The 25162-nt window shown below is 58.0% G+C and carries 27 protein-coding genes and 1 tRNA gene; 10 read left to right on the top strand and 18 right to left on the bottom strand.

The window, feature by feature from the left end; genetic code table 11:
• Positions 1-146 precede the first annotated feature (146 nt).
• From prfA to grxD, 3 genes are all read left to right on the top strand, one after another.
• Entirely contained in the window at positions 147-1265 is a 1119-nt protein-coding gene (gene prfA / locus VE934_RS05395) for a peptide chain release factor 1 (RefSeq protein WP_324885094.1), read from the top strand.
• Positions 1266-1365: 100 nt separating this feature from the next.
• Positions 1366-2217 carry a peptide chain release factor N(5)-glutamine methyltransferase gene (gene prmC / locus VE934_RS05390; RefSeq protein WP_324885092.1) on the top strand — a complete coding sequence of 284 codons (852 nt, stop codon included), beginning with the start codon at positions 1366-1368 and terminating at the stop codon, positions 2215-2217.
• Between the two features lie 111 nt (positions 2218-2328).
• Positions 2329-2649, top strand: a complete 321-nt coding sequence (gene grxD / locus VE934_RS05385) for a Grx4 family monothiol glutaredoxin (protein WP_324885090.1) — start codon at positions 2329-2331, stop codon at positions 2647-2649.
• Between the two features lie 45 nt (positions 2650-2694).
• Here the strand turns inward: grxD and VE934_RS05380 are convergent, their stop codons facing one another.
• From VE934_RS05380 to VE934_RS05345, 8 genes are all read right to left on the bottom strand, one after another.
• Positions 2695-2943: a hypothetical protein gene (locus VE934_RS05380; protein ID WP_324885088.1), complete on the bottom strand. Its 249-nt coding sequence runs from the start codon at positions 2941-2943 to the stop codon at positions 2695-2697.
• Positions 2944-2983: 40 nt separating this feature from the next.
• Positions 2984-3163 carry a DNA gyrase inhibitor YacG gene (locus VE934_RS05375; RefSeq protein WP_324885279.1) on the bottom strand — a complete coding sequence of 60 codons (180 nt, stop codon included), beginning with the start codon at positions 3161-3163 and terminating at the stop codon, positions 2984-2986.
• 53 nt (positions 3164-3216) lie between these two features.
• Positions 3217-3972: a cell division protein ZapD gene (gene zapD, locus VE934_RS05370; protein WP_324885086.1), complete on the bottom strand. Its 756-nt coding sequence runs from the start codon at positions 3970-3972 to the stop codon at positions 3217-3219.
• Between the two features lie 36 nt (positions 3973-4008).
• Positions 4009-4608, bottom strand: a complete 600-nt coding sequence (gene coaE, locus VE934_RS05365; protein WP_324885084.1) for a dephospho-CoA kinase — start codon at positions 4606-4608, stop codon at positions 4009-4011.
• A gap of 2 nt (positions 4609-4610) precedes the next feature.
• Positions 4611-5471, bottom strand: a complete 861-nt coding sequence (locus VE934_RS05360; protein ID WP_324885082.1) for an A24 family peptidase — start codon at positions 5469-5471, stop codon at positions 4611-4613.
• The gene (locus VE934_RS05355) at positions 5471-6682 is read right to left on the bottom strand and encodes a type II secretion system F family protein (RefSeq protein WP_324885080.1); all 1212 of its coding nucleotides are present in this window, start codon (positions 6680-6682) and stop codon (positions 5471-5473) included. The genes VE934_RS05360 and VE934_RS05355 overlap by 1 nt, the downstream gene beginning before the upstream one ends.
• Positions 6683-6755: 73 nt before the next feature.
• A complete protein-coding gene (gene pilB / locus VE934_RS05350) occupies positions 6756-8492 on the bottom strand; it encodes a type IV-A pilus assembly ATPase PilB (RefSeq protein WP_324885078.1) in 1737 nt (578 codons plus the stop codon).
• A 176-nt stretch (positions 8493-8668) separates the two neighbouring features.
• Entirely contained in the window at positions 8669-9652 is a 984-nt protein-coding gene (locus VE934_RS05345; protein WP_324885076.1) for a polyprenyl synthetase family protein, read from the bottom strand.
• A 139-nt stretch (positions 9653-9791) separates the two neighbouring features.
• Here VE934_RS05345 and rplU point away from each other — a divergent pair, with 139 nt between their 5' ends.
• From rplU to proB, 4 genes are all read left to right on the top strand, one after another.
• Complete coding sequence (rplU, locus tag VE934_RS05340; RefSeq protein ID WP_324885074.1) at positions 9792-10103, top strand: 50S ribosomal protein L21; 312 nt, start codon at positions 9792-9794, stop codon at positions 10101-10103.
• 27 nt (positions 10104-10130) lie between these two features.
• A complete protein-coding gene (gene rpmA / locus VE934_RS05335) occupies positions 10131-10388 on the top strand; it encodes a 50S ribosomal protein L27 (RefSeq protein ID WP_091998773.1) in 258 nt (85 codons plus the stop codon).
• Positions 10389-10496: 108 nt separating this feature from the next.
• Positions 10497-11582 (top strand): Obg family GTPase CgtA, encoded by a 1086-nt coding sequence (cgtA, locus tag VE934_RS05330; protein WP_324885070.1) that lies wholly within the window; start codon positions 10497-10499, stop codon positions 11580-11582.
• 78 nt (positions 11583-11660) lie between these two features.
• A complete protein-coding gene (gene proB / locus VE934_RS05325) occupies positions 11661-12797 on the top strand; it encodes a glutamate 5-kinase (RefSeq protein WP_324885068.1) in 1137 nt (378 codons plus the stop codon).
• Here the strand turns inward: proB and VE934_RS05320 are convergent.
• Positions 12787-13287, bottom strand: coding sequence for a CNP1-like family protein (locus VE934_RS05320; protein WP_324885066.1), 501 nt, complete (start codon positions 13285-13287; stop codon positions 12787-12789). The genes proB and VE934_RS05320 overlap by 11 nt on opposite strands.
• Positions 13277-13951 (bottom strand): RNA pyrophosphohydrolase, encoded by a 675-nt coding sequence (locus tag VE934_RS05315; protein WP_324885064.1) that lies wholly within the window; start codon positions 13949-13951, stop codon positions 13277-13279. The genes VE934_RS05320 and VE934_RS05315 overlap by 11 nt, the downstream gene beginning before the upstream one ends.
• A gap of 124 nt (positions 13952-14075) precedes the next feature.
• On the opposite strand from VE934_RS05315, the gene VE934_RS05310 reads away from it, so the two are divergent.
• Positions 14076-15824: a proline--tRNA ligase gene (locus tag VE934_RS05310; protein WP_324885062.1), complete on the top strand. Its 1749-nt coding sequence runs from the start codon at positions 14076-14078 to the stop codon at positions 15822-15824.
• A 14-nt stretch (positions 15825-15838) separates the two neighbouring features.
• Positions 15839-16489, top strand: a complete 651-nt coding sequence (locus VE934_RS05305) for a lytic transglycosylase domain-containing protein (protein ID WP_324885060.1) — start codon at positions 15839-15841, stop codon at positions 16487-16489.
• Between the two features lie 144 nt (positions 16490-16633).
• Here the strand turns inward: VE934_RS05305 and VE934_RS05300 are convergent, their stop codons facing one another.
• The 5 genes from VE934_RS05300 to VE934_RS05280 all read right to left on the bottom strand — a co-directional run bounded on the left by VE934_RS05300 (position 16634) and on the right by VE934_RS05280 (position 23345).
• Positions 16634-17104, bottom strand: coding sequence for an NUDIX domain-containing protein (locus VE934_RS05300; RefSeq protein WP_324885058.1), 471 nt, complete (start codon positions 17102-17104; stop codon positions 16634-16636).
• A complete protein-coding gene (locus VE934_RS05295) occupies positions 17101-18075 on the bottom strand; it encodes an ATP-binding protein (RefSeq protein WP_324885056.1) in 975 nt (324 codons plus the stop codon). Before VE934_RS05295 ends, VE934_RS05300 begins: the two co-directional genes overlap by 4 nt.
• A gap of 22 nt (positions 18076-18097) precedes the next feature.
• Positions 18098-19339: a bifunctional glutamate N-acetyltransferase/amino-acid acetyltransferase ArgJ gene (argJ, locus tag VE934_RS05290; RefSeq protein WP_324885054.1), complete on the bottom strand. Its 1242-nt coding sequence runs from the start codon at positions 19337-19339 to the stop codon at positions 18098-18100.
• A gap of 118 nt (positions 19340-19457) precedes the next feature.
• A complete protein-coding gene (gene secA / locus VE934_RS05285; RefSeq protein ID WP_324885052.1) occupies positions 19458-22223 on the bottom strand; it encodes a preprotein translocase subunit SecA in 2766 nt (921 codons plus the stop codon).
• Between the two features lie 138 nt (positions 22224-22361).
• Positions 22362-23345, bottom strand: a complete 984-nt coding sequence (locus VE934_RS05280) for a M23 family metallopeptidase (protein ID WP_324885050.1) — start codon at positions 23343-23345, stop codon at positions 22362-22364.
• 29 nt (positions 23346-23374) lie between these two features.
• On the opposite strand from VE934_RS05280, the gene VE934_RS05275 reads away from it, so the two are divergent.
• Positions 23375-23692 (top strand): hypothetical protein, encoded by a 318-nt coding sequence (locus VE934_RS05275; RefSeq protein ID WP_324885048.1) that lies wholly within the window; start codon positions 23375-23377, stop codon positions 23690-23692.
• 117 nt (positions 23693-23809) lie between these two features.
• On the opposite strand, the gene VE934_RS05270 is transcribed toward VE934_RS05275, so the two are convergent.
• The 3 genes from VE934_RS05270 to VE934_RS05260 all read right to left on the bottom strand — a co-directional run bounded on the left by VE934_RS05270 (position 23810) and on the right by VE934_RS05260 (position 25107).
• Positions 23810-23885, bottom strand: a tRNA-Thr gene (locus tag VE934_RS05270).
• Between the two features lie 25 nt (positions 23886-23910).
• Positions 23911-24450: a ClpXP protease specificity-enhancing factor gene (locus VE934_RS05265; protein WP_324885046.1), complete on the bottom strand. Its 540-nt coding sequence runs from the start codon at positions 24448-24450 to the stop codon at positions 23911-23913.
• 45 nt (positions 24451-24495) lie between these two features.
• On the bottom strand, positions 24496-25107 hold the full coding sequence (locus VE934_RS05260; RefSeq protein ID WP_324885044.1) for a glutathione S-transferase N-terminal domain-containing protein: 612 nt from the start codon (positions 25105-25107) through the stop codon (positions 24496-24498).
• Positions 25108-25162: the final 55 nt, after the last annotated feature.

The raw sequence follows: 25162 nt of genomic DNA, 5'->3' as shown, positions 1-25162 counted from the left end.
GCGGGGCCGGGCTTTGGCGTCCACCGATTTTTTTGTGGGCCAGTCCTGCATCCATGTCCGTGAGCCCACCCGCATCGCACCGCGCCACCATGGATGCCGGGTCAAGCCCGGCATGACAATCAAAACCGAAATTTCTGCTCTTTCCGATGAAACCTTTTCTCCGCCAAACCCTGGACCGCCAGATCTTCCGCTTGCATGAGCTCGACGCCCTGCTGTCGGCCAGCGACGTGGTCAGCAACATGGACCGCTTTCGCAGCCTGACGCGCGAGCACTCCGAGGCCAGTGTGGTGGTTACCCAGTACCAGCAACTGACGGCGCGCGAGGCCGACCTGAACAGTGCGCAAACCATGTTGGCAGAAGCCAAGGACGACCCCGAAATGGCTGCAATGGCCGAAGAAGAAATCACCCTCGCGCAGGCCGACATCATCCGCCTCGACGAAGCGTTGCAATTAATGTTGATTCCGAAAGACCCGGACGATGCGCGCCCGGCTTTTATCGAGATCCGCGCGGGCACCGGTGGCGACGAGTCCGCGCTGTTTGCCGGTGACTTGTTCCGGCTCTACACCCGGTATGCCGAGCGCATGGGCTGGCGCAGTGAAATCATCAGCGAGTCGCCCAGCGAACTGGGTGGCTACAAGGAGGTGGTGTTACGTGTGGAGGGCCCGCTTGATGGCACGGGCGTTGGCGTGTACGGCAAGCTGCGTTTTGAGTCAGGGGGCCACCGCGTGCAGCGTGTCCCAGCTACCGAAACCCAGGGCCGCATCCACACCAGCGCCTGCACGGTGGCCGTGCTGCCCGAGCCAGACGAGGCGGTGGCGATCCAGATCAATCCGTCGGACCTGCGCATAGACACCTACCGGGCCAGCGGCGCAGGCGGCCAGCACATCAACAAAACCGACTCCGCGGTGCGCATCACCCACCTGCCCACCGGCATCGTGGCCGAATGCCAGGACGGCCGTAGCCAGCACAGCAACAAGGCGCAGGCGCTCAAGGTGCTGACCGCCCGCATCCATGAAAAAGACCGGTCTGAACGGGCTGCCAAAGATGCCGCCACCCGCAAGGGACTGATAGGCAGCGGCGACCGCAGCGACCGCATACGCACCTATAACTTTCCACAGGGACGGCTGACCGACCACCGCATCAACCTCACGTTGTACAAACTGCTGACCATCATGGAAGGCGACCTGGACGACGTGGTGACCGCCCTCCAGGTGGCGCGCGGCGCCGAACTGCTAGCAGAACTGGAAACGGCCTCAAATGGCTGAGGCGGCGGATTTATACAAAGAAAGTGGCACTTGGCCCTTTAACAACGGCAATAGTTTGCTACTTATTTCATAGTGCATTGAATCGCATCGGGTTTCATTCTTGACCTCCCTCACCTGCACCCAAGCCCTGTCTGCGGCCCAAACCCTGGGCCTGGAGCGCCTGGACGCCCAGTTGCTGCTCCTGCACGCTTTGGGCAAACCCGCCACCGACAGGGCCTGGCTGACCTCGCATGACCAGGATGTGTTGTCCGAGGATGTGGACCGGGAGTACCGGCAGTTAAGTCAGCGCCGCGCCGGCGGCGAGCCGCTGGCCTACATCGTCGGCCACCAGGAATTTTTTGGTCTGAAGTTATGGGTTGATGCGCGGGTGCTCGTGCCGCGGCCCGACACCGAGACCCTGGTCGAATGGGCTCTGCAATGCGCGGCCGAAGCCGATACAAACGCTTCTGCCCGATTGCTGGACCTCGGAACCGGCAGCGGTGCCATCGCACTGGCCCTGAAAAAGAACATGCCCTCCTGGGACGTCACGGCTGTCGATGCCAGCTCCCAAGCCCTTGCCGTGGCCCTTGCAAACGCCTTGCAACATGGGCTGGATGTTCACTTCATGGAAAGCAACTGGTTTGCAAATGTAAGCGGCCACTTTCACCTGATTGTCAGCAATCCACCGTATGTGGCGGACGATGACCCCCATTTGATCGCCTTGATGCATGAGCCCCAGACGGCGCTGACCGCTGGAGCTGACGGCCTGAGCGATATTCGGCAGATCGTGGCGCGCGCTCAGGGCTACCTGCAACCCGGAGGCTGGCTGCTCCTGGAGCATGGATACGACCAGGCTGAGGCTGTGTGCGAGCTGTTGCGCCAAACCGGCTTCCTCGATGTGCAGAGCCGGTGCGACCTCGCCGGCATCAAGCGATGTTCGGGCGGGCGACATCTGGGCCGCCAGGACGGCTAGGGCAAACCGCAGGATAATCAAGCACTAGATTTTTCAGTTTGATCCCCACTTACAGATGGTCAGGCCCGCCAAAGATGCTGGCGGTGCATGGCTCCACCCAAAGGACTCCAAATGAGCGATACCCAACAACGCATTGACCAGATCGTCAAATCCAGTGACGTGGTGCTCTTCATGAAAGGCACGGCCCAGTTCCCCATGTGCGGTTTTTCAGGCCGCGCGATCCAGGTGCTCAAGGCCTGCGGCGTGAACAAGCCAGAGACCGTAAACGTACTGGAAGATGAAGAAATCCGCCACGGCATCAAGGAATACAGCAACTGGCCGACGATTCCCCAGCTTTATGTCAAAGGAGAGTTTGTCGGCGGCTCGGACATCATGATGGAGATGTACCAGAATGGTGAGTTGCAGCAGATGTTGGGCACGCCCGCGGCCTGAGGCGGCCCCCCCTTTCACGGACAGCCCGCCAGGCGCGGCGCGTGACTAGCGGGTGTATCCCGTGCAAGCCCCTGCATTCACCCCGCCTTTGCACTCCCGCTTGAGCCGGGTCGCCCGATCCTTGGGCGACTCTTGCGAGCCGGGAATGAACTTGACGCTTTTAGCCTGAGAAGGCGTTTTCGTTTTCTTGCTTTTGTTCGAACCAGCTACTGCGGGACTGGTTGCCACGCCAAGAAGCAAAGCCGCGGTTCCCAGCAAAGCGACTGCGCGGCGAATGTGTGTTGAACGCATCATTTCCCTCCTCCTTGATTCTTATAGCCGCATCGTCTGGCAACTATTGCAATTTGGCGTCGCCGTAAACCTGATCGTCAGGCGGTGCATCAGCGGGCAGCCGAAATCCTTCGCTCGCCCACGCACCCAAATCCACGTTCTTGCAGCGCTCGCTGCAAAACGGCCGGAAGCGATTGTCAGGCGCGTACACGCTGGGCCCGTTGCAGGTGGGGCACACCACCATTTTCGGCTTGGGCGTCTCTGAGTTGATCGACAAAGCGTCAGTACCCTGGGGACTCAGGAGCAAAGAGTTACTTCAAAAGCAGAATCATCCGCCGATGGGTGCAGCCTGTCGTCACTTTCATGCCGCATCAGCCGCACGGAAGTGATGAGCCGGTTGCCACTGATCTCGGGGATCAAACCCAAACCGGGGTCGATGCGCAGGCGAAGCAACTGGAAAGTACGCCCTTGCGGCAAGGTCTGCTGATACTGTCCACCCGTTGCCACCACTTTTTGCGGCAAACCGGAATCACGGACCAATTTGAGCAGCACCTGAATCGACTCGGCCAAAGGCACCAGCGTCGCGATCCAGCGTTGCAGGTCTGCCTGCCGCGTCGCTGCGTCCAGATGCTGCCAGGCAAAGTAGGCGGGCAAATCGAACTCGCAGGTTCCGCCCGGAATGCCCACGCGGCTGCGAATACTCATCAGCCAGTCGTTTTCAGTCAAGGATTGGCCAGCTTTACCCGGCAAGCCATTCAGCGCCGCAAAACACTGGTCAAGTTGCCCGGTGACCTCGTCCAGCACAGCCTCGGAAATCGCGGGATTGCCGCGGTAACCGTTGAGAACATGTTTTTGCTTGTCGAGGTCTTTCAAAACGTCTGTTTTCAGATCGGCCCGGGCAGCAACGTCCATCACTTCAAAGATCGTCGTGATGGCGTAGTGATGGTCGGTAGGGTGCTCCCGCACGGCCAACTCGCCGAGACGGTGGAACAGATGCTCAAGCCGCAAATAGGTGCGTATGCGTTCGTTGAAGGGATACTCGTAAAGGATCACTGCGGTATCTTTATCGGCTGGTTGTTTGTCTGCGCATCATAGCCCGAAGCGCTGCGCCAGCAGACCCACCTCCAGCGTCAACGCATCAAGCGACAGCGAAGCATCGTTGTAGATGCAGATATCAGCGGCTGCGAGCCGCTGGCTGCGGCTGGCCTGACCAGCCATGACCTGCACAACCGCTTCGCGCGTCCAGCCGTTACGCGCCATCACCCGACTGATCTGGGTCTCTTCGCTGCAATCGATTACCAGCACTTGGTCAACCTTCTGCCGCCAACGCCCCGACTCAACCAGCAAAGGCACGTCAAAAACAATGCACGCACTGCTGGCCTGTGCTGCCTGCTTCGCTGTCTCAGCTCCCACCAAGGGGTGAACAATTTCTTCAAGCTGCTTTCTGGCTGTGGCATCGCTGAATGCCAGTTGCCGCATCAGGTCCCGGTTCAAAGCTCCCTCGGGCGTGATGAAACGGGCGCCAAATTGCGCGCTGATCAAATCAATCGCCGCACCGCCCGGAGCCGTGACCGCGCGTGCAATCGCGTCGGAATCAATGACAGCAGCGCCGCAGGCGGCGAGCATGTTGGCAACTGTACTTTTCCCGCTGCCTATGCCGCCGGTCAGGCCTACCCGCAGCGCGCCCATGCCTATAACCCGATGACCCGGAGAATGGACTGAGGGCCAAACATCATGGCAGTAAACCCCGCGCCTGCCAGGAAGGGGCCAAAAGGAACGTAACCCCCCTCCCGCAAACCGCTGGAGAACTTCATTGCAATGCCAACCACAGCACCTATGACCGAAGCCATGAGGATGATCGGAACCAGGGCCGACCAACCGAACCAGGCACCCAGAGCTGCAAACAGCTTGAAGTCTCCGTAGCCCATTCCCTCTTTGCCCGTGACCAGCTTGAACGCCCAGTAAACCAGCCACAGCGAAAGGTATCCGGCCACCCCACCCCACAGAGACTGGCTCAGGGCGACGGACGGGTTCCAGCCCAGCGCGGAGACGATCATGCCTGCCCAAAGCAGTGGCAGGGTGATGTCATCCGGAAGGAGCGTGGTATCCCAGTCAATCACCGCCAACACCAGCAGTGCCGCCGAAAAACCGCACCAGGCAAGACCCGTGGCAGTCAGGCCCCAACGCCAGGCGCAAAAGAAGAAAAGGGCGCCGGTTGCCAATTCGATCAGCGGATACCGAAGGCCGAATTTCGTCCCGCATGTCGAGCACTTTCCCTTAAGGAAAATGTAACTCAGCAAGGGGATGTTTTCATACCAGCGAATCACGTGCCCGCAACTGGAGCAACGCGAGCGCGGAACCATCAAGTTGAATTTGTCGACCGTAGGCGTTTCATTGCCAGCGAGCTCGGCGCATTCCGCCGCCCATTGGTGCTCCATCATTTTTGGGAGGCGGTAAATCACGACGTTCAGAAAACTGCCAACTAGCAGCCCTAGGCCACTGACCAAGGCGGCATTGATTTCGGGGGATAGGCCGAACCCCGGTCCAAGCATCAAACCACTGCACCCAACTTGAAGATCGGCAGATACATGGATACCACAATCCCGCCAATCAAACTGCCAAGAAACACAATGATGATGGGCTCCATTAGGCTGGAGAGGCCGGCGACCATTTCGTCAACTTCGGCCTCATAAAAATCGGCGGCCTTCCCAAGCATGTGGTCTACCGACCCGGACTCCTCGCCAATGGCACACATTTGCAACACCATGGTGGGAAACAGGTTGGCGTTGCCCATTGCCGCGGTCAGACTGGTCCCAGTGGAGACTTCCTGCTGAATTTTTACCGTGGCATCGGCATACAGGGAATTGCCTGACGCCCCACCCACGGAATCCAGTGCCTCAACCAATGGAACACCGGCGGCAAACATGGTAGACAAGGTGCGAGTCCAACGTGCTATGCATGATTTCTCGATAAGAGCACCAAAAACGGGCACCTTCAGCAACGCCCGATCCATGAAACGCTGCACCTTTTCATTGCGCCTCCACGCCTGAAAGAAAAAATAGAATCCGCCGCCGATGCCGCCAAAAATTAGCCACCAATAAGCCACAAAAAACTCGCTGATGGCAATTACGATCAACGTCGGTGTAGGTAAGTCCGCTCCAAATGACGAAAAAACTGACTTGAAGGACGGGATAACAAAAATCATGATGACTGCCACCACCACAAACGCCACAACCACCACTGACGCTGGGTACATCAACGCGGATTTTATTTTGGATTTGATCGCCTCGGTTTTTTCCATATAAACGGCAAGACGATCAAGCAGTGCCTCCAAAATACCTGCCGCTTCCCCGGCCTCAACAAGATTGCAATAGAGGGTATTGAAATACAAGGGGTACTTGCGAAAGGCCGCACTCAGGGATGTCCCAGTTTCCACATCTGTGCGCACATCGTTGAGCAGTTTGGTGACGCTGGCGTTGGCGTTGCCCCGACCGACGATGTCAAATGCCTGCAGCAGAGGCACGCCAGCCTTCATCATCGTTGCCAACTGGCGCGTGAAAATGGCAATATCCCTCGGCTTGATGGACTTGCCGGAGCGCATGCTGCGCTTTTTGATTTTTGTTGGAAAGACGCCTTGCCGGCGCAGGCTTGCCTTAACCTGGTTCTCGCCAACAGCACGGGTCTCCCCCCGCACCTGCTTGCCATTGCGATCCTTGCCTTCCCATTCGAAGACGAATTCCTTGACGGTTGCTGCAGTTGCCATGGTGCCTTTTTGCTAATGCCGTGATGGAAACGCTTTTATCGCATTCCGAGAAGAGGTAATTCTCTTGCGAGCCTCAAACGTTGGTGCAGCCAAGAACCTCTTCCAGCGAAGTCATGCCGATCTTAACTTTTTGCAGCCCCGCGCCGCGCAAACTCTTTACGCCCTCGCGTTCGGCTTGCTCGGCGATGTCCAGCGCGCTACCGTCGCGCAGGATGATGCGCTGGATCTCGTCGGTGATGGGCATGACCTGATAGATGCCCACCCGGCCCTTGTAACCGTTGTTGCACATGGAGCAGCCGACGGGCCGGTAAGGCGTCCACGACCCATCCACATCTTCCTCCTTGAAGCCGGCGTCAAGCAGTGTCTCGCGCGGAATGTCGGCGGGAGCCTTGCAATTGGGGCATAGCCGCCGGGCAAGACGCTGGGCAGTGATGAGAATCACGCTCGATGCGATATTGAACGGCGCAATACCCATGTTGCGCAAACGCGTCAGCGTGGCAGGCGCGTCATTGGTGTGCAGCGTCGACAGCACCAGGTGGCCCGTCTGAGCGGCCTTGATCGAAATCTCGGCGGTTTCCAGATCCCGGATCTCGCCGACCATGATGATGTCTGGATCCTGGCGTAGAAAGGCTTTTAATGCGACAGAAAAATTCAAACCAGCCTTGTCATTCATGCTGACCTGATTGACACCTGGCAAATTGATCTCGGCCGGGTCTTCAGCAGTGGCGATGTTGACGCCCGGCTTGTTCAGAATATTCAGGCAGGTGTAGAGCGAGACGGTTTTCCCGGAACCGGTCGGCCCGGTGACCAGGACCATTCCATAAGGACGCTGCACTGCATTGAGCAGGCGCTCTTTTTCGATCGGCTCATAGCCCAGCGCATCAATGCCCAGCTTTGCACTGCTCGGATCCAAAATACGGATCACGATTTTTTCACCAAACATGGTGGGCAGTGTGCTGACGCGAAAATCGATCACACGGTCAGGCCCGATCTTGAGCTTCATCTTCCCGTCTTGGGGCACCCTTTTTTCAGAGATGTCCATTTTCGAGATGACCTTGATGCGCGATGCAAGCTTTTCCTTGATGGCGACAGGTGGCGAAGCAATCTCGCGTAACTCACCATCAATACGAAAGCGCACACGATAGGTATGTTCGTACGGCTCGAAATGCAGGTCAGAAGCGCGCATGCTGAAGGCATCGAGCAGCATCTTGTGCAAAAACTTGACGACCGGCGCATCTTCAACCTCGGCGACGCCAGTGTCGTTGTTATCGACACTCGCCGCTTCTGCTGTGGACTCATCAAACTCAAAGTCGTCGCCGATGATGCTGTCCATCGCCTCGGAGGCCGTCGTGGTAGCAGCCTCCACCAACTTGGTCAGCTTGTCGTACTCAGCGATCACCCAATCAACCCCCATCTGAGTGGAGAACTTGATTTTTTCGGCCGCCTGCTGGTCAGAAGGATCGGCCGTTGCAACGATCAAGCGGTTACTGCGCTTGCTCAGAACAACGATTCGGTAAGCCTGACAAATCTTGGCGTCAAGCAGGCCCTTGGGCAGGCGCTGGGTATCGATAGCGTCCAGATCAAGAAGTGGGGCCGCGAAAGCGGACGACATGGTGTGCGCCAAGTCCGATGGCGAAACCGCACCGGAGCCAGTCAGCTCGGCAATAAAGCTGGTACGCCCGGTCTGTGCTTTGCGAAAGATATCTTCTGCGGCCTTCTGACCGAGCTTGCCGGCCATGACCAAAGCCCGACCAAGTCCGGGCAAGGCAACCGCGGGAGGCGGGTTAATCACAGTATCGACAGCAGCCATAGTCCTGTGAATCTACCTCAAATGCCCATGAACGCCAATAGCGCGCCCCGGCCCAAGTCGAATCGCAGTCACATCGCATGCCCAAATGGTCGGTTGAGAGGATTCGAACCTCCGGCCCCTAGTCCCGAACGGAGCGCGCAACCAGGCTAAGCTACACCCCGCCCGCAAATCCGCCTTCATGAGCGACGCTGCAGCAATTGAGACGCCAGCTCCAGCAAGGCAGCGCGATAGGAATTGTGCGCAATCAGGTCCAGAGCACGCACCGCCCTCTCAGCCTCCGCGGCCGCAGCTTCGCGGGTAGCGTCCAGAGCGCCGGTCCGCCTTACGATGGCGACGATCTCCGTCAGCTGCTCCGCCCCTCCGCCTTCAATGGCCCGATGAATGACCTGGCGCTCCGCACTGGTGCCGCGCTGCATGGCAATGATCAGCGGCAAGGTTACCTTGCCTTCGCGCAGGTCGTCCCCCAGGTTCTTCCCCATTTCCGCTGCGTCACCGTCGTAGTCGAGCAAGTCATCAATAACCTGAAAGGCGGTGCCCAGCGCCTGACCGTATTCTGCGCAGGCGGACTCGACTTTAGCCGTCGCCCCTGCGAGCAAGCCGGCCAGGCGTGCGCTGGCTTCGAACAGCTTGGCGGTCTTCGATCGGATGACACGCAAGTAGCCTTCTTCCGACAAACCCGCGTCGTGCATGTTCATGAGCTGCAGAACCTCGCCTTCGGCGATGACATTGGTCGCCTCGGCCAGGGTTTGCATGATGCGCATATCGCCAGCCTCGACCATCATCTGGAAGGCGCGGGAATACAAAAAATCTCCCACCAGCACGCTGGCCGGGTTGCCAAATGACGCGTTGGCGGTAGCCCGGCCGCGGCGCAAGGTGGACTCGTCCACTACGTCGTCGTGCAGCAAAGTGGCCGTGTGTATGAATTCCACCACAGCTGCTAAATTGAAGCGCTGCTCACCCCGGTAATCCAGCGCGCCGCACATCAGGAGTAAAAGAGCGGGGCGCAGCCTTTTTCCACCGGCCGCGATGATGTACTGGGACACCTGGCTGACAAGGAGCACTTCAGAGCTGAGACGGCGTTCAATTACCGTATCCATGGCCCGCATATCGTCGGCAATCAGGGCAAGTGCGGCAGCGGTACTAGAAGAATTGGCAGTCAAGGCAGTCCAGACAAAAGATTGGGCAGATTATAGAAAGCCACTTCGCCTTCAGGCCCCAGGACCGCAATTTACCGGCTCCGTGCTAGAATCTAGGGCTCTGTGGAAATCCGTCCGCAGAACTCAATTTACGAGGTCTCACATGTACGCGGTCATAAAAACCGGTGGCAAACAATACAAAGTTGCTTCTGGTGAAAAAATTAAAGTAGAACAGATTGCTGCGGACGTAGGCCAAGAGATCGTTATTGACCAGGTTTTGGCTGTCGGTGAAGGCAGTTCGATCACGGTTGGTACGCCCTTGGTGTCCGGCGCGACTGTCACAGTCACAGTTCTTTCCCACGGCAGGCACGACAAAGTGCGCATTTTCAAAATGCGTCGTCGCAAGCACTACCAAAAACGCCAGGGACACCGGCAAAACTTCACTGAACTGCAAATCGGCGTTATCGCTGGTTAAGCAGGGACGTACCAGGAGTATTAGAAAATGGCACAGAAAAAAGGCGGCGGCTCTACGCGAAACGGGCGCGATTCGCAGCCCAAGATGTTGGGTGTCAAGAAGTTTGGCGGCGAAGTGATCAACGCAGGCAGCATCATCGTGCGCCAGCGTGGCACCAAGTTCCATCCAGGCGTCAATGTCGGCATCGGCAAAGACCACACCTTGTTTGCGCTGGTGGACGGTTCGGTCTCATTTGCCATCAAAGGCGCGCTGAACAAGCACACCGTCAATGTGACCCCGGCGTAAGCTGATCACTTCGATGGCATCGAAGCCCCGCTTGGTCGGGGCTTTTTTGTTTGAGTCTCCTTATTTAAACTAATACCGGGCTGGGCGTTTCGGCTTACCCTTTAAACCATGAAATTTGTTGACGAAGCCTATATTGACATCGCCGCGGGCGATGGCGGGAGTGGCTGCGTCTCCTTCCGCCACGAGAAGTACAAGGAATTTGGCGGGCCCAATGGTGGTGACGGTGGAAGGGGCGGCCACGTGTATGCGTTGGCCGACGTCAACCTCAACACCCTGGTGGATTTCCGGTTTTCGCGGCGCCACGAAGCCCGCAATGGCGAGCACGGCATGGGCTCCGATATGTTTGGTGCCAAGGGGGATGACATCATCCTCAAAATGCCGGTGGGAACCATTCTGACGGATGCCGAAACAGGCGAAGTCCTGTTTGAACTGCTGGTTCCGGGCGAGGAAGTGCTGATCGCCAAGGGGGGCGACGGTGGCTTCGGCAACCTGCGCTTCAAGAGCTCCACCAACCGCGCGCCGCGCAGCAAAACGCCTGGTTGGCCCGGTGAGCGCAAAAGTCTCAAACTGGAATTGAAGGTTCTGGCTGACGTCGGCCTGCTGGGCATGCCCAACGCCGGAAAATCCACCTTCATCACCGCCGTGTCCAATGCAAGGCCACGCATTGCCGACTATCCGTTCACCACCCTGCACCCCAACCTTGGCGTTGTGCGGGTCGGACCCGAGCAGAGTTTTGTGGTTGCCGACTTGCCGGGCCTGATTGAAGGCGCGTCCGAAGGCGCGGGTCTGGGCCATCTGTTTTTACGGCACCTGCAACGCACCCGCCTGCTCCTGCATATCGTGGACATGGCACCGTTTGACGACAGCGTGGACCCGGTCGCTCAGGCAAAAGCGATTGTTGGCGAGCTGAAAAAATACGACGAGTCCTTGTACGACAAACCACGCTGGTTGGTGCTCAACAAGCTCGACATGGTGGATGCTGACAAGCGCGCCGCATTGGTCAAGGATTTTGTCAAGCGCTTCAAGTTCAGGGGGCCCGTGTTTGAAATATCGGCATTGACACGTGAAGGCTGCGAACACCTGGTCAAAACGATCTACCAGCACGTCAAGTCAGTGCAAAAAAGCGAGCAGGAGCCCGAAGAAATCGACCCGCGCTTCGTCGACATGCCGGCTCAACCGCCTGTCGCTGACTGAACGCTTCACTTATTTGCTATTTATTTAATAGCTGACTGTGCCCGTGCTTAAAGGGCGGAATCGCAAAATTATCTGTCTATGCAAGCCACAACAGGTTCAAAGGTTCTCCTCAACGCCAAGCGCATTGTGGTCAAAGTTGGCTCCAGCCTTGTCACCGATGAAGGCCGAGGGCTGGATGCCCTGGCCATTGCCCAGTGGTGCGAGCAACTGGCGGAGCTGGTCAAAGGCGGTCGCGAAGTCATCATGGTCAGCAGCGGCGCTATTGCCGAGGGCATCAAACGGCTCGGATGGGCCACCCGTCCAAAGGCCATTCACGAGCTGCAGGCCGCTGCCGCCGTCGGCCAGATGGGACTGGTCCACGCCTATGAAAGTCATTTGCGCGAAAACGGCGTGCGCAGCGCGCAGGTCCTGTTGACCCATGCTGACCTGGCCGATCGAGAGCGTTATCTCAACGCCCGCTCTACCCTCCTCACGCTGCTTCAGCTCGGCGTCGTGCCCGTCATCAATGAAAACGACACCGTGGTCAACGATGAGATCCGCTTCGGGGACAACGACACTCTGGGTGCACTGGTCGCCAATTTGGTCGATGCCGATGCATTGATCATCCTGACCGATCAGCGCGGCCTGTACACCGCCGACCCACGCAAAGATCCTGACGCCCGTTTCGTCGATGAGGCGATGGCTGGCGACCTTGCTCTTGAGGCCATGGCAGGCGGCGCTGGCTCCAGCATTGGCAAGGGCGGGATGATCACCAAGATACTGGCCGCCAAACGCGCCGCGGGCTCGGGGGCCTCAACTGTCATTGCCTGGGGGCGTGAACCTCAGGCACTTATTCGCCTGACACAAGGTGAGGCATTGGGCACTCTGCTGGTCGCCCAGACCCCCAAAAACCAGGCTCGCAAACGATGGATGGCAGATCATTTGCAATTGCGCGGCGCTGTTGCGGTGGACGCTGGTGCCGCAGCCAAGGTGCGCGACGAGGGCAAAAGCCTGCTGCCGATTGGCATGGTGTCCGTGCAGGGAGAATTTTCCCGGGGCGATGTCATTGCCGTGCACGGCGCCGATGGAAAGGAAATTGCCCGCGGTCTGGCAAACTATTCCAGCACGGAAGCCCGGTTGATATGCCGCAAGCCTTCGCAGGATTTCGAAAAACTGCTGGGCTATACCGGTGAATCAGAAATGATTCATCGCACCAACCTCGTTCTTACCGGGTAATCCGGTTGGTTTTGAGGTTGTGCACCATTTCGTCGACGGTCCGGGTCGGCGCGGTGTTGTCGCATGCCGCCGTCTTTGCAAACTGAAGCACATGCCTGGCGCCAGCATTGTTAAAAACGGAGCGCCATTCCGGATTGGACACCTTGTTCCACACGCCTTCGTTGTTCTGCCGCGCATAGGTTTTGTACTCCCCGGTCGCGCAGCGAATGCCTTCATAAAAGACGTTGCGCACCCCCGTAGGGCTGGTGGCCACGATCACGTAACGCACGACTTCGTCTTCCCCAATGCTGATGGACGCCGGATCTACGCCGAACGTCAAAGAGGAAGCCTTCAAAACGTCAAAGGTAAGCAGCTTATTCACATTGAAGGCAGGCGGCGGCGGTGCCTCCACCTCTTTCCAGTCGAGCAAGCTGTCGGACGCATAGGTCTGCGCCCAACTCGTCAGGGACAGACTCAACAGCATCACAAAGGTCAGGGTTTTAAATCTCATGCTTCTCATTGGTTGGGCCTGCAATCATGCCGGTTTGCGGATCGGGTTCGAAAGTTGCGCCGGGTGGGAGTTCAAAAGAGGCGCCCGGTGATCTGGTCTCAGCCGACTCGCCCGCAGCGAAATCGCGTTGACGCATGCCCCCCCGCAGATAGCGGTTGCGGTGATCGGGGCGCGGCTCAAACCGATTATCGAAGCGCGGAACATAGCGCGACAGCTCGGTCAGCGCCATTTCGTAAACACCACGCTTGAACTCAACGACGACATCGAGCGGCACCCAATAGTCGTTCCAGCGCCAGGCATCGAATTCCGGATGGTCGGTGGCGCGCAGGTTCAAATCCCAGTCGTGACCAACCAGTTGCAGCAGAAACCAGATTTGTTTCTGCCCTTTGTAATGTCCCCGTGCATCACGGCGGATAAACCGGTCAGGCACCTCATAGCGCAACCAGTCCCGGGTCCGGGCGAGCACCTGCACATGTTGCGGCATCAGTCCCACCTCTTCGTGCAGTTCGCGAAACATGGCCTGCTCGGGATTTTCACCCCGGTCAATGCCACCCTGCGGAAACTGCCAGGAGTGGGTACGGATACGCTTGCCCCAAAATACCTGACTTCTCTGGTTGAGCAAGATGATCCCGACGTTAGGCCTGAAGCCGTCCCGGTCGAGCATAATCAAACCTCAAATTTTTTAAACTGAGTCCATTATGCACAGCGAAGGCGTTCTAGCCAAGCTTCTGCCAAGCCGTTGCACGCGCCTTCCAGCGACTCAAGCCCCCTACCTGAATAAATAGCCCATGAAAGCTTCCCAGTTCTTCATTTCCACCCTCAAGGAAGCCCCCGCTGATGCCGAGGTCGTGAGCCACCAGTTGATGACGCGTGCTGGCATGATCAAGAAACTTGGAGCCGGCATTTACACCTACATGCCCATGGGGCTGCGCGTAATTCGGAAGGTCGAAGCCATTGTTCGGGAAGAAATGAACCGCGCGGGCTCCGTAGAACTGACGATGCCGGTAATCCAGCCCGCAGAGTTATGGCAGGAGACTGGGCGGTTCACGACCAATGGCCCTGAACTCTTGCGCATCAAAGACCGCCATGAACGCGACTTTGTGGTCCAGCCCACCAGCGAAGAAGTGATTACGGACATCGCACGCCAGGAAATTAAAAGCTACAAGCAGTTGCCGAAAAACCTGTATCAGATCCAGACCAAGTTTCGTGACGAGCGCCGCCCCCGTTTCGGCCTGATGCGCGGGCGCGAGTTCACGATGAAGGATGCCTACAGCTTCGATCGCGATCTGGACGCTGCCAAAAAAAGCTACGACGTGATGAGTGAGGCTTACCGCCGCATTTTTGACCGCTTTGGGCTGCGTTACCGCGCAGTTGCCGCCGACAGCGGTCCCATTGGCGGCGACCTCAGCGAAGAATTTCAAGTGATTGCCGACACCGGCGAGGACGCGATCGTGTACTGCCCTGACAGCAGCTACGCCGCCAACATGGAAAAGGCCGAAGCGTTGGCGCCCGCCGGTCCCCGCGGTGCGGCGACCCAGCGGCTCGCCCAAACCCCTACGCCGGGCAAGAGCACATGCGAGGATGTGGCCAAGTATCTGAACGTTCCGTTGTCCACAACCGTCAAATCACTGGTATTGGCCACCGATGTGCTGAACGAAAGTGGCGCGGTTGTGAAGACCCAAGTCTGGCTACTGCTGCTACGCGGCGACCATGATATGAATGAGGTCAAAGTGGGGAAGGTGGCCGGCTTGGAAGGGTTTCGATTTGCCAACCCTCTGGAAATTCAAGAATGCTTTCAGTGCATTCCGGGCTACTTGGGGCCAGTCGGCTTGACGCGACCAGTCAAAATCGTCTCAGACCGGGAAGTCGCGATCATGGCCGACTGGGTCTGCGGAGGGAACCAACCAGATCTCCACCTCACGGGCATCAACTGGGGCCGCGACTTGCGCGAACCAGATATGGTGGCAGACATTCGCGATGTCGTTGTCGGCGATCTATCGCCCGATGGCAAGGGCGTGCTGAACATCGAGCGCGGCATAGAAGTGGGCCACGTATTTGTATTAGGCACCAAGTACAGCAAGGCGATGAACGCCACCTTTCTTGATGAAAATGGCAAGCCACAGTTCATGGAGATGGGCTGCTACGGCATTGGAATCACGCGCCTGCCTGCTGCGGCTATTGAGCAAAATCATGACGAGCGCGGCATCATCTGGCCCGATTCGATTGCACCATTTACGGTTGTGCTCTGCCCTATCAGCCCTGACCGCTTTCCCGACGTAAAGGCTGCCGCTGACAAGCTGTATGCGGACCTGCTGGCCGCTGGTGTAGACGTGATTCTTGACGACCGTGGCGAGCGTCCCGGTGCCATGTTTGCTGACTGGGAACTGATTGGCGTGCCGCACCGCGTCACGATTGGCGACCGTGGGCTCAAGGATGGGCAGCTGGAATATCAGCACCGCCGCGATGCCGCGTCTACCAAGATCGATGTAGTTGGCGCGCTGGATTTCCTCAAAGGAAAACTTCCACCAGCCGCCTAAGCGCCTGCGTGTTCATGACCACTACACCGATCCTCAAGCCGGCATCAGGGGAATTTTCGAGAAGAAAATGCCTCTTGTCCTTACCGTTACTCGCGGGGCCGCTATTGTTTTCAGAGCAAGCCGCCGCCGGGGCCCAAATCGAAGAGCCGCTGATTGACTCCGTGCGCACAGCGCTCAGTTCAGCTGTCGCCAAGCAGGCACCGCCGATTCCCGAATTCCGGGACACCGAAAGCCGGCTGGCCTATCTGCGCTGGCTGGGGGCCATGAGTGACCGCCTGCGAAAAAAGAAACCCGACTGGCAGACACGCAAGGAATTTTTGCAGACCGTCTGGTACGAAAGCAAACGCGCCGGGCTGGACCTTGCGTTGGTGCTGGGCCTGATTCAAGTTGAGAGCAATTTCCGCAAATTCGCCGTCAGCCCGGTGGGCGCGCGCGGCTACATGCAGGTCATGCCTTTCTGGACGCGTGTCATCGGTGACGGCGATGCGACCAAACTGTTTCACATGCAAACCAACCTGCGCTTTGGCTGCGTGATCCTGCGTCACTACCTGGACCGTGAAAAGGGGGACCTTTTCATGGGCCTGGGCCGCTACAACGGCTCGCGTGGCAAAGCGGTCTATCCCGATGCGGTGCTGGGTGCGAAGAAGCAGTGGGAGTTTGGCTGACAACTGTTCGGGTTATTCAACAGGGGTGCCGTCAGATCATTCATGGCTTGCCGCTCTCAAAACGGGCCGTATACCGGAAATTTCAAGGAAAAAGGCCGTTTGCCCAGGTAATACGGGGGAAGTGCGCTACCAATACAGTAGCAATCAATCAAGCAAATGGGTGGACCCTGAAAAGTCCCGCTCGCCGGCAAACCAGGCCAAGACGGGCAGCGTACCAGGCAAGACGGGTTTCACCGTGACAGGCAGCCCCTGCCAGGCACATTGCTGACCTTCCCGCATCTGCAACTCACCCGTCCACTCAAACACCTTGCAGAAATTGAGCCGCACCAGCGCGTGGGGATAGTCGACCATCTCGACCTTCCAGGGGTGCACGCCAGCGATGGTGATGCCAATTTCCTCGTGTAATTCGCGCCGCAGAGCTTGCTCTACGGTTTCACCCGCCTCAAGTTTGCCGCCGGGGAATTCCCAGTAGTGTTCATAAACCTTTCCGGGCGGGCGTGACGTCAGAAGGAAGTCGCCATCAGGCCTGATCAACACACCAACAGCCACGTCAACCACCTTGCGGTCTGCACCGCCCTCGCGTGGACGCGAGCCGTCGGCGACCAGCACCTTCATGTCGAATGGTCTGGGGCTTGGTCGCTCTGCTCTGGCGACGCGGCAGCAACTGCCCCTGGCCGCTCATAGGCGCCAATGACAGGCGCCGTTACCGGACGGCTATTGCTGTCGCGGCCGGCATAGTCGCGAGCAAATTGATAGGCCACACGCCCGCTGCGAGAGCCGCGCTCCAGCGCCCAGACCAGCGAAGCGGGCTTCGCCGCCGCAATTGCGTCCTGCCCCACACCAAAAGATGACAACCACTGCGCAACGATGGTGAGGTATTCGTCCTGGGTAAAAGGATAAAAACTGACCCACAGGCCAAACCGTTCTGACAGGGAAATTTTTTCCTCCACCACCTCACCCGGATGCACCTCGCCGTCTTCACCGTGGGAGTAGGTGAGGTTCTCTGTCATGTACTCGGGCAACAAGTGGCGCCGGTTGCTGGTCGCGTAGATCAGCACATTGGGCGTGGCCGCAGCCACCGAGCCGTCCAGAATAGATTTCAACGCTTTGTAGCCCGGCTCGCCTTCTTCAAAGCTGAGATCGTCACAAAACACAATGAATTTTTCGCTCAAGCCGGACACAACGTCCACGATGTCTGGCAAGTCCACCAGATCGGCCTTGTCGACTTCTATCAGCCTCAGGCCGCGCGCCGCATATTCATTCAGGCAGGCTTTGATCAGTGAGGATTTTCCCGTGCCACGTGCGCCGGTCAGCAACACGTTGTTGGCCGGCTTGCCCAACACAAACTGCTCGGTGTTGCGCTTGATTTTTTCTTTCTGGTCCTCGATTTCCTTGAGGTCGCCCAGGCTGATGCTGCCAATGTGCCGCACCGGCTCCAGCGAGCCATGGCCCGAGCTGCGCTTGCGGTAGCGGTAGGCAATCGAGGAGGTCCAGTCGGGTGCCGACAAAGGCTGCGGCAGCACGGATTCGATCCGAGCCATCAGGGATTCGACCCGGGTGATCAGGCGTTCAAATTGCTCGTTCATGCCTGCGCCTGTCTTCTGTTTGTTAGCTGCGGTAATCGGCGTTGATCTTGACGTAGTCGTATGACAGGTCGCAGGTCCAGACCGTATCGACTGCATCGCCTCGGCCAAGCAGCACGCGCACCGTGATTTCGCTTTGTTTCATCACGCGCTGACCGTCAGCCTCGACATAGTCTGGATGCCGCCCGCCGTTTTTGGCCACCAGCACATCGTCGAGGTACAAATCGATTTTTGTCTGCTCAAGATCAGCGATGCCAGCATAGCCCACCGCGGCGAGGATACGTCCGAGATTGGGATCGCTCGCGAAAAACGCCGTTTTGACCAAAGGTGAGTGAGCGATCGCATAAGCCACTTGCCGGCATTCTTCGCCGGACTTACCGCCTTCAACCCTGACGGTGATGAACTTGGTAGCGCCCTCGCCGTCACGTACGATGGCTTGCGCGAGTTGGCGTGCGATGTCCAGCATGGCAGTCAGCAACAACTTGCCGTCTGCGCTGTCCAGTGAGGTGACCGGTGCGTGTTTGGCCTGGTTGGTCGCAATGACCACAAAGGAGTCGTTGGTGGAGGTGTCGCCGTCCACCGTCACGCGATTGAACGAGCCCTCGGCCAATTCCTTGGCCAACTGCGCCATCAAGTCCTGAGAGATACAGGCATCGGTTGCCATGAAGCCCAGCATGGTCGCCATGTTGGGGCGGATCATGCCAGCGCCCTTGCTGATGCCGGTGATGGTGACGGTTGCGCCGCCCAGTGTAATGCGGCTGGAAAACGCCTTGGCCACGGTGTCGGTGGTCATGATGGCTTGGGCCGCATCTGCCCAGTTGTCGGCCTTGGCGTTGGCCAGCGCAGCAGGCAAACCCGCCGCGATGCGGTCATGCGGCAGCGGCTCCATGATCACGCCGGTTGAAAACGGCAAAATTTGCTCTGGCGCCACATTGAGCTCTCGGGCCAGCGCAATGCAACTGGCATGAGCACGGCTCAGACCATCGGCACCGGTACCGGCATTGGCATTGCCGGTGTTGATGAGCATGGCGCGTATGCCCAGGCTCTTGCCCGAATTTTTGGCGAGGTGCTCGCGGCAGATCTGGACAGGCGCAGCGCAAAAACGGTTCTGCGTGAACACGGCGCCCACCGAAGCGCCTTCATCCAGCAGCATCACAGACAGGTCTTTGCGGCCCTGTTTGCGGATGCCCGCTTCGGTGATGCCCCAGCGCACACCTGGTACCGGGTAAAGATCAGCGGCGGGCGTAGCGACCAGATTGACGGGCATATTCTTGTGACTTTAAAGAGAGAGGGAGGGTGGCATGTTTTTCCGACGGGCCGCCCCTAGGAAAAATGCACCCCCTTGGGGGGCAGAGAGTTACACGCAGTGAACGAACGTGGGGGCATCAGCTCAGTTTGCCGTGGCAGAGTTTGTATTTTTTACCCGAGCCGCAAGGACACGGATCGTTGCGGCCTACACGCGGGACCGTACCGTCCGGCAAGGTCTGCCTGCGTACAGCCGTTTCTTCATCAACTGTGGTTTCCACGCCGCCGGTTTCGGTCGGCGCGGTATAGGTCACGTTGGCGATGTTCTCGGCGCGGGCTTCCATGTCTTCGGCCGCCTGATCCAGCTGTTCGCTGGACTGCACTTGCACGGTCATGAGGGTTTTGGTGACTTCGTTCTTGACGCTGTCGAGCAACTGGCCAAACAGTTCAAACGCTTCACGTTTGTACTCCTGCTTGGGCTGCTTTTGCGCATAGCCACGCAGGTGAATGCCCTGGCGCAAATAGTCCAGCGCGCTCAGATGTTCGCGCCAGTTCGAATCGATGCTTTGCAACAGCACAATCCGTTCAAACTGGGTGAAATTTTCTTCACCGATACGATCAACCTTGGCGGCAAACGCTGCATTGGCCGCTGCGATAACTTTTTCCAGCAGGTCTTCGTCCGTGATGGCGCTGGCGGCCTGCACTTCAGTCTGCAAGTCCAGACTGATCTGCCACTCGTCGCGCAGCGCTTTTTCAAGTCCGGCAATATCCCACTGCTCCTCAACGCTCTCAACCGGGACATACTGCCGGGTCAAATCGGTAAAGCAGCCTTCGCGAAGGGAAGCAATTTGCTCCTGCAGGTTGGCTGCGTCCATGATGTCGTTGCGCTGCTGATAAATCACCTTGCGCTGATCGTTGGCAACGTCGTCGTACTCCAGCAACTGTTTGCGAATGTCAAAGTTGCGCGCCTCTACCTTGCGCTGCGCAGATTCGATACTGCGCGTGACGATACCGGCTTCAATGGCCTCGCCGTCAGGCATTTTCAGCCGCTCCATGATCGCCTTGACCCGGTCGCCAGCAAAAATGCGCATCAGCGGATCGTCCAGGCTCAGGTAAAAGCGCGATGAACCCGGGTCGCCCTGCCGACCAGAACGACCGCGCAACTGGTTGTCAATGCGGCGGGACTCGTGGCGCTCAGTGGAGATGATGCGCAGGCCTCCGAGGGCCTTGACCTGCTCGTGCTCGGTAGACCACTCAGCGCGCAGACGCGCTATCTCAGCGTCCTTGCCTTCCTGGGGAGCGGTTTCCATGGCCTGCACAGCCTCCCCCATTTTTTCAATATTGCCGCCCAGCACAATGTCCGTACCCCGACCGGCCATGTTGGTGGCAATCGTGATCATCTTCAGCCGGCCCGCCTGCGCCACGATATCGGCCTCTCGCGCATGCTGCTTGGCGTTGAGCACCTGGTGGGGCAAGTTTTCCTTTTTGAGCAGCTGATCGATGATTTCCGAGTTTTCAATCGAGGTCGTGCCCACCAGAACAGGCTGGCCGCGCTCATGGCATTCGCGGATGTCCTTGATCGCCGCTTCGTATTTTTCGCGCGTGGTTTTGTATACGCGGTCCAGCTGGTCTTCACGGCGGCTTGGCCGGTTGGGTGGGATCACCGTCGTTTCGAGTCCGTAGATTTCGGAGAACTCGTACGCTTCGGTATCGGCCGTGCCGGTCATGCCGGCCAGCTTGCTGTAAAGCCGGAAGTAGTTCTGGAATGTGATCGAAGCCAGCGTCTGGTTCTCCGCCTGGATCTGCACGCCTTCCTTGGCCTCCACGGCCTGATGCAGGCCCTCGCTCCAGCGGCGTCCTGACATCAGGCGACCGGTGAATTCGTCGACGATGACAACTTCGCCATCCTGGACCACGTAGTGCTGGTCACGGTGATACAGGTTGTTGGCACGCAACGCAGCGTACAGATGATGCATCAGCGAGATGTTGGCCGGGTCGTACAACGTCGCGCCTTCGGGGATCAGGCCCAGACCGAAAAGAATGCGCTCTGCATTCTCGTGGCCCTGCTCGGTCAGAAAAACCTGGTGCGTTTTTTCGTCGAGTGTGAAGTCACCGGGCGTGATGATGCCTTCGCCTGTACGGGGATCGGCTTCACCTTCCTGACGCTTGAGCTGCGGCACGACCTTGTTGATGGCCATGTACATCTCGGTATGGTCTTCAGCCTGTCCGCTGATGATCAGGGGCGTACGGGCCTCATCGATCAGGATGGAGTCCACCTCGTCAACGATCGCAAAGTTGAGGCCGCGCTGCACACGATCCGCCACCTCGTAGACCATGTTGTCCCGCAAGTAGTCGAAACCGTACTCGTTATTGGTGCCGTACGTGATGTCGGAACGGTAGGCGTCCTGCTTTTCAGCACGCTCCATATTGGGCAGGTTGATGCCCACGGTCAAACCGAGGAAGTTGTACAACTTGCCCATCCAGAGCGCATCGCGGTTGGCGAGGTAATCATTGACCGTGACCACATGCACACCTTTGCCGGTCAGCGCATTGAGGTACACGGGCAAGGTTGCGGTCAGGGTTTTGCCCTCACCGGTCCCCATCTCCGATATCTTGCCGTTGTGCAGCGCCATGCCGCCCAGCATCTGCACGTCAAAGTGACGCATCTTCATGACACGTTTGCTGCCTTCGCGAACCACGGCGAAAGCCTCGGGGAGGATCTCATCCAGCGTCTCGCCTTTGGCAACGCGGTCAATAAATTCGCGGGTCTTGGCACGCAGCTGCTCGTCGTCGAGTTTTTCGAACGGTGCTTCCAGGGCGTTGATGCGCTCTATGGTTTTGCGATAGGTTTTGAGCAGCCGGTCGTTGCGGCTGCCGAAGATTTTGGTCAGGAGATTGGAAGCCATAAATGCGGGGCCGCACAGGCAGCTCGTCAGAGAGCTGTCTGTGCGGCCGAAATCCCTTAATTGAGTAACGACTTAGGTGTGGGCGCTTGCAGCCAGTTCAACAGAGCGCGAATCGCAGATTTTACCTCTGCCGGGTGACTATTTTGGCCGGGGCACTTGCGAGGGCTGGTTGACCGGTAACCGGGCTGCAGCCACTGCATTTGCAGTCGGTGGCAATTTTTGGCCCGCATTCAGGAATTTCTGCGGATCCTGATACACCCCTTGAACCAGAACCTCAAAATGCAGATGAGGCCCGGTTGAGCGGCCGGTGGTGCCAACCTCGGCGATTTTTTGTCCGCGCTTGACGATGTCACCCTTTTTGACCCACACCTTCGATGCATGTGCATAACGCGACACCAGATCATTGCCGTGGTCTACCTCCACCATGTTGCCGTACGCGGGATGCACCTCCTGCGCCACCACCACCCCACCTGCCGCAGAGAGGATGGGGGTGCCCGGTTCGGCAGGAAAGTCCAGCCCGGTATGCAAGGCAGAGCGGCCATTCAAAGGATCGATACGCCAGCCAAAAGCTGAGCCCAGAATGCCCGACGCCACCGGTTGCTGGGTGGGCACCATCATTTTCTTGATCTTCTGGTCAAACAGGCGTGACTCCATCACGGTCATCAAGTCCACGCGTTGATCCGTCAATTTATCGAGGTCAGCCAGGGTGGCTTGCAGTTCTTCCATGGTCAGTGATCGACCCGTCACCAGTGCGCCGCCTCGGCCAGGTGTCGTTTTGATGTCGTTGGGATTGACACCCGCCAGACCGGACACACGTTCCCCCAGGGCTTCGAGCTGCATCATCTTGGCCTGCATCTCACCCAGCCGTTTGGCCATCACGTCAAGGTTCTCGCGCAGAAAGCGGTCGCGTTGTTCAAACTCGTCTTTCACGACCAGCTTCACCAAAGTGCCGACCACCGGCCACCCCTCACGTGCGCCTTTGAGAAAAACCCAGTGGTACATCCCTGCAGCCACCAGCATCAGACCCAATGCCGCTACGAAACCGGCAACGACCAGTTTGGTGCCACTCAAGTAGATGGCGTTGCTCTTGGCCAGCCACGCATCCGTGATAATCAAATGCACTCTGTTTACCCCTTAAAGACAACCCGTTTGTGAATGCCAATCCCCGCCAGCATCGGTCTGTTACCTTCAGCCAGGCGGTTGAGGATTCCCCTTCACTGGCCCGGCTGACAGAGCTGGTCCACGATTCCAATGCCAGGCTCAAAGCTATCGAGTCGGTGATTCCCGCCACTTTGCGTTCAGCCATTCAGGCCGGGCCTATCGATGGCGAGACATGGTGTCTGCTACTCAGCAGCAATGCTGCAGCGGCCAAAGTACGCCAACTGCTACCTGTGATCCAGACCCGCCTGAACGACAAAGGTTGGAAGGTTACCTCAATTCGGCTGAAGATACTAATAACCCGAAAGTAGCAGCGCAAATAAGAAGTGCCGCCGGGCGGCCTGCGGGTATTGAGGCCAGTGCTATCGAAGTGATAGTTGAGAGTAAGCTGCAGCGGCCGGCAATGGCCGAAGCAGAAAGGGAGTAAATGGTGCCGCTTGTCGGATTCGAACTGACGACCTACCGCTTACAAGGCGGTTGCTCTACCAACTGAGCTAAAGCGGCACAAACTCTATTTTACTTGACGTTATCACTTCACTCGTTTGAGTGAAGGACGTTTACCTTGCTGAGGCTTGGGTGGTTCCGGGGGTTCGGGGTCTTCATCGCGCGATGAGGCGGGATGATTTGCCGGCACCAGCTGGACAATTTTAGCGTCACTGGCGGACGCGGCAGCAGTTTCCTGCGTTGAATTTGCAAGCGAGGCATCAGCCGCCCCCGTTGCCACAGGCGGGGAGGCCAAAGTACCGGCCCCGCCCAGAGGAAACGCCATGCCCTGCCCGTTTTCACGCGCATAAATCGCAATCACGCGGGCAATCGGGACCATGATTTCACGAGCGCTACCAGCAAAGCGCGCCTTGAACTCAATGAAATCATTGCCCAGTTTCAAAGAGCTGGTAGCGTCAAAACTGATGTTCAGCACAATCTCATCGTTTTTGACGTACTCACGCGGCACCTGCACTGTTTCGTCAACGGCGACAGCCACATACGGCGTCAGGCCATTGTCGGTACACCACTCATACAGCGCACGTATCAGGTACGGGCGTGTAGAGCTGGTGTCCAGCGAGTTCATGAGATCAGCCACCGATGACAGTCATTACGCCAGTGTGATGCGCAATTATTTGCGCATCACTTTCTCGGATGGGGTCAATGCCTCGATGTAGGCGGGGCGCGAGAAGATGCGCTCTGCGTACTTGAGCAGCGGGGCGGCGTTTTTCGACAGGTCAATGTCGTAGTAGTCCAGACGCCACAACAGCGGCGCGATGGCCACGTCCAGCATCGAGAAGTTATCGCCGAGCATGAACTTGTTTTTCAGGAACACGGGAGCCAGCTGGGTCAGGCGGTCGCGAATGTGCGAGCGGGCTTTTTCCAGCGCCTTGTCATTGCCTTTGGAGGCACGGGCCTCCAGGGTGCTGACGTGTACAAAGAGCTCTTTTTCGAAATTGAGCAAAAACAGGCGAACGCGTGCGCGGTCTACAGGGTCGCCGGGCATGAGTTGTGGGTGCGGAAAACGCTCGTCAATGTACTCATTGATGATGTTCGACTCATACAGAATCAGGTCACGCTCAACCAGAATCGGCACCTGTCCGTAAGGGTTCATGACGTTGATGTCTTCGGGCTTGTTGTACAAGTCCACATCGCGGATTTCGAAGTCCATGCCTTTTTCAAACAGCACAAAACGGCAGCGGTGCGAGAACGGGCAGGTCGTGCCTGAATAAAGGACCATCATGGTGCGGAACTCCTAAATGCAAAGGAGTGGAGGCGTTGAAAGCATCCACTCCAGA

This window comes from Polaromonas sp., assembly GCF_035638815.1.
Lineage (GTDB): Bacteria > Pseudomonadota > Gammaproteobacteria > Burkholderiales > Burkholderiaceae_C > Polaromonas.
The sequence above is the reverse complement of the archived record's forward strand: the minus strand, read 5'-3'. Positions and strand labels throughout refer to the sequence as shown.

Excerpts from the sequence above, each read along its gene's own strand:
- prfA (WP_324885094.1), top strand. The coding sequence starts at position 147 with ATGAAACCTTTTCTCCGCCAAACCCTGGACCGCCAGATCTTCCGCTTG.
- grxD (WP_324885090.1), top strand. The coding sequence starts at position 2,329 with ATGAGCGATACCCAACAACGCATTGACCAGATCGTCAAATCCAGTGAC.
- VE934_RS05380 (WP_324885088.1), bottom strand. The coding sequence starts at position 2,943 with ATGATGCGTTCAACACACATTCGCCGCGCAGTCGCTTTGCTGGGAACC.
- VE934_RS05375 (WP_324885279.1), bottom strand. The coding sequence starts at position 3,163 with ATGGTGGTGTGCCCCACCTGCAACGGGCCCAGCGTGTACGCGCCTGAC.
- coaE (WP_324885084.1), bottom strand. The coding sequence starts at position 4,608 with ATGGGCGCGCTGCGGGTAGGCCTGACCGGCGGCATAGGCAGCGGGAAA.
- VE934_RS05360 (WP_324885082.1), bottom strand. The coding sequence starts at position 5,471 with ATGCTTGGACCGGGGTTCGGCCTATCCCCCGAAATCAATGCCGCCTTG.
- VE934_RS05355 (WP_324885080.1), bottom strand. The coding sequence starts at position 6,682 with ATGGCAACTGCAGCAACCGTCAAGGAATTCGTCTTCGAATGGGAAGGC.
- pilB (WP_324885078.1), bottom strand. The coding sequence starts at position 8,492 with ATGGCTGCTGTCGATACTGTGATTAACCCGCCTCCCGCGGTTGCCTTG.
- rplU (WP_324885074.1), top strand. The coding sequence starts at position 9,792 with ATGTACGCGGTCATAAAAACCGGTGGCAAACAATACAAAGTTGCTTCT.
- rpmA (WP_091998773.1), top strand. The coding sequence starts at position 10,131 with ATGGCACAGAAAAAAGGCGGCGGCTCTACGCGAAACGGGCGCGATTCG.
- cgtA (WP_324885070.1), top strand. The coding sequence starts at position 10,497 with ATGAAATTTGTTGACGAAGCCTATATTGACATCGCCGCGGGCGATGGC.
- proB (WP_324885068.1), top strand. The coding sequence starts at position 11,661 with ATGCAAGCCACAACAGGTTCAAAGGTTCTCCTCAACGCCAAGCGCATT.
- VE934_RS05320 (WP_324885066.1), bottom strand. The coding sequence starts at position 13,287 with ATGAGATTTAAAACCCTGACCTTTGTGATGCTGTTGAGTCTGTCCCTG.
- VE934_RS05315 (WP_324885064.1), bottom strand. The coding sequence starts at position 13,951 with ATGCTCGACCGGGACGGCTTCAGGCCTAACGTCGGGATCATCTTGCTC.
- VE934_RS05310 (WP_324885062.1), top strand. The coding sequence starts at position 14,076 with ATGAAAGCTTCCCAGTTCTTCATTTCCACCCTCAAGGAAGCCCCCGCT.
- VE934_RS05305 (WP_324885060.1), top strand. The coding sequence starts at position 15,839 with ATGACCACTACACCGATCCTCAAGCCGGCATCAGGGGAATTTTCGAGA.
- VE934_RS05300 (WP_324885058.1), bottom strand. The coding sequence starts at position 17,104 with ATGAAGGTGCTGGTCGCCGACGGCTCGCGTCCACGCGAGGGCGGTGCA.
- VE934_RS05295 (WP_324885056.1), bottom strand. The coding sequence starts at position 18,075 with ATGAACGAGCAATTTGAACGCCTGATCACCCGGGTCGAATCCCTGATG.
- argJ (WP_324885054.1), bottom strand. The coding sequence starts at position 19,339 with ATGCCCGTCAATCTGGTCGCTACGCCCGCCGCTGATCTTTACCCGGTA.
- secA (WP_324885052.1), bottom strand. The coding sequence starts at position 22,223 with ATGGCTTCCAATCTCCTGACCAAAATCTTCGGCAGCCGCAACGACCGG.
- VE934_RS05265 (WP_324885046.1), bottom strand. The coding sequence starts at position 24,450 with ATGAACTCGCTGGACACCAGCTCTACACGCCCGTACCTGATACGTGCG.
- VE934_RS05260 (WP_324885044.1), bottom strand. The coding sequence starts at position 25,107 with ATGATGGTCCTTTATTCAGGCACGACCTGCCCGTTCTCGCACCGCTGC.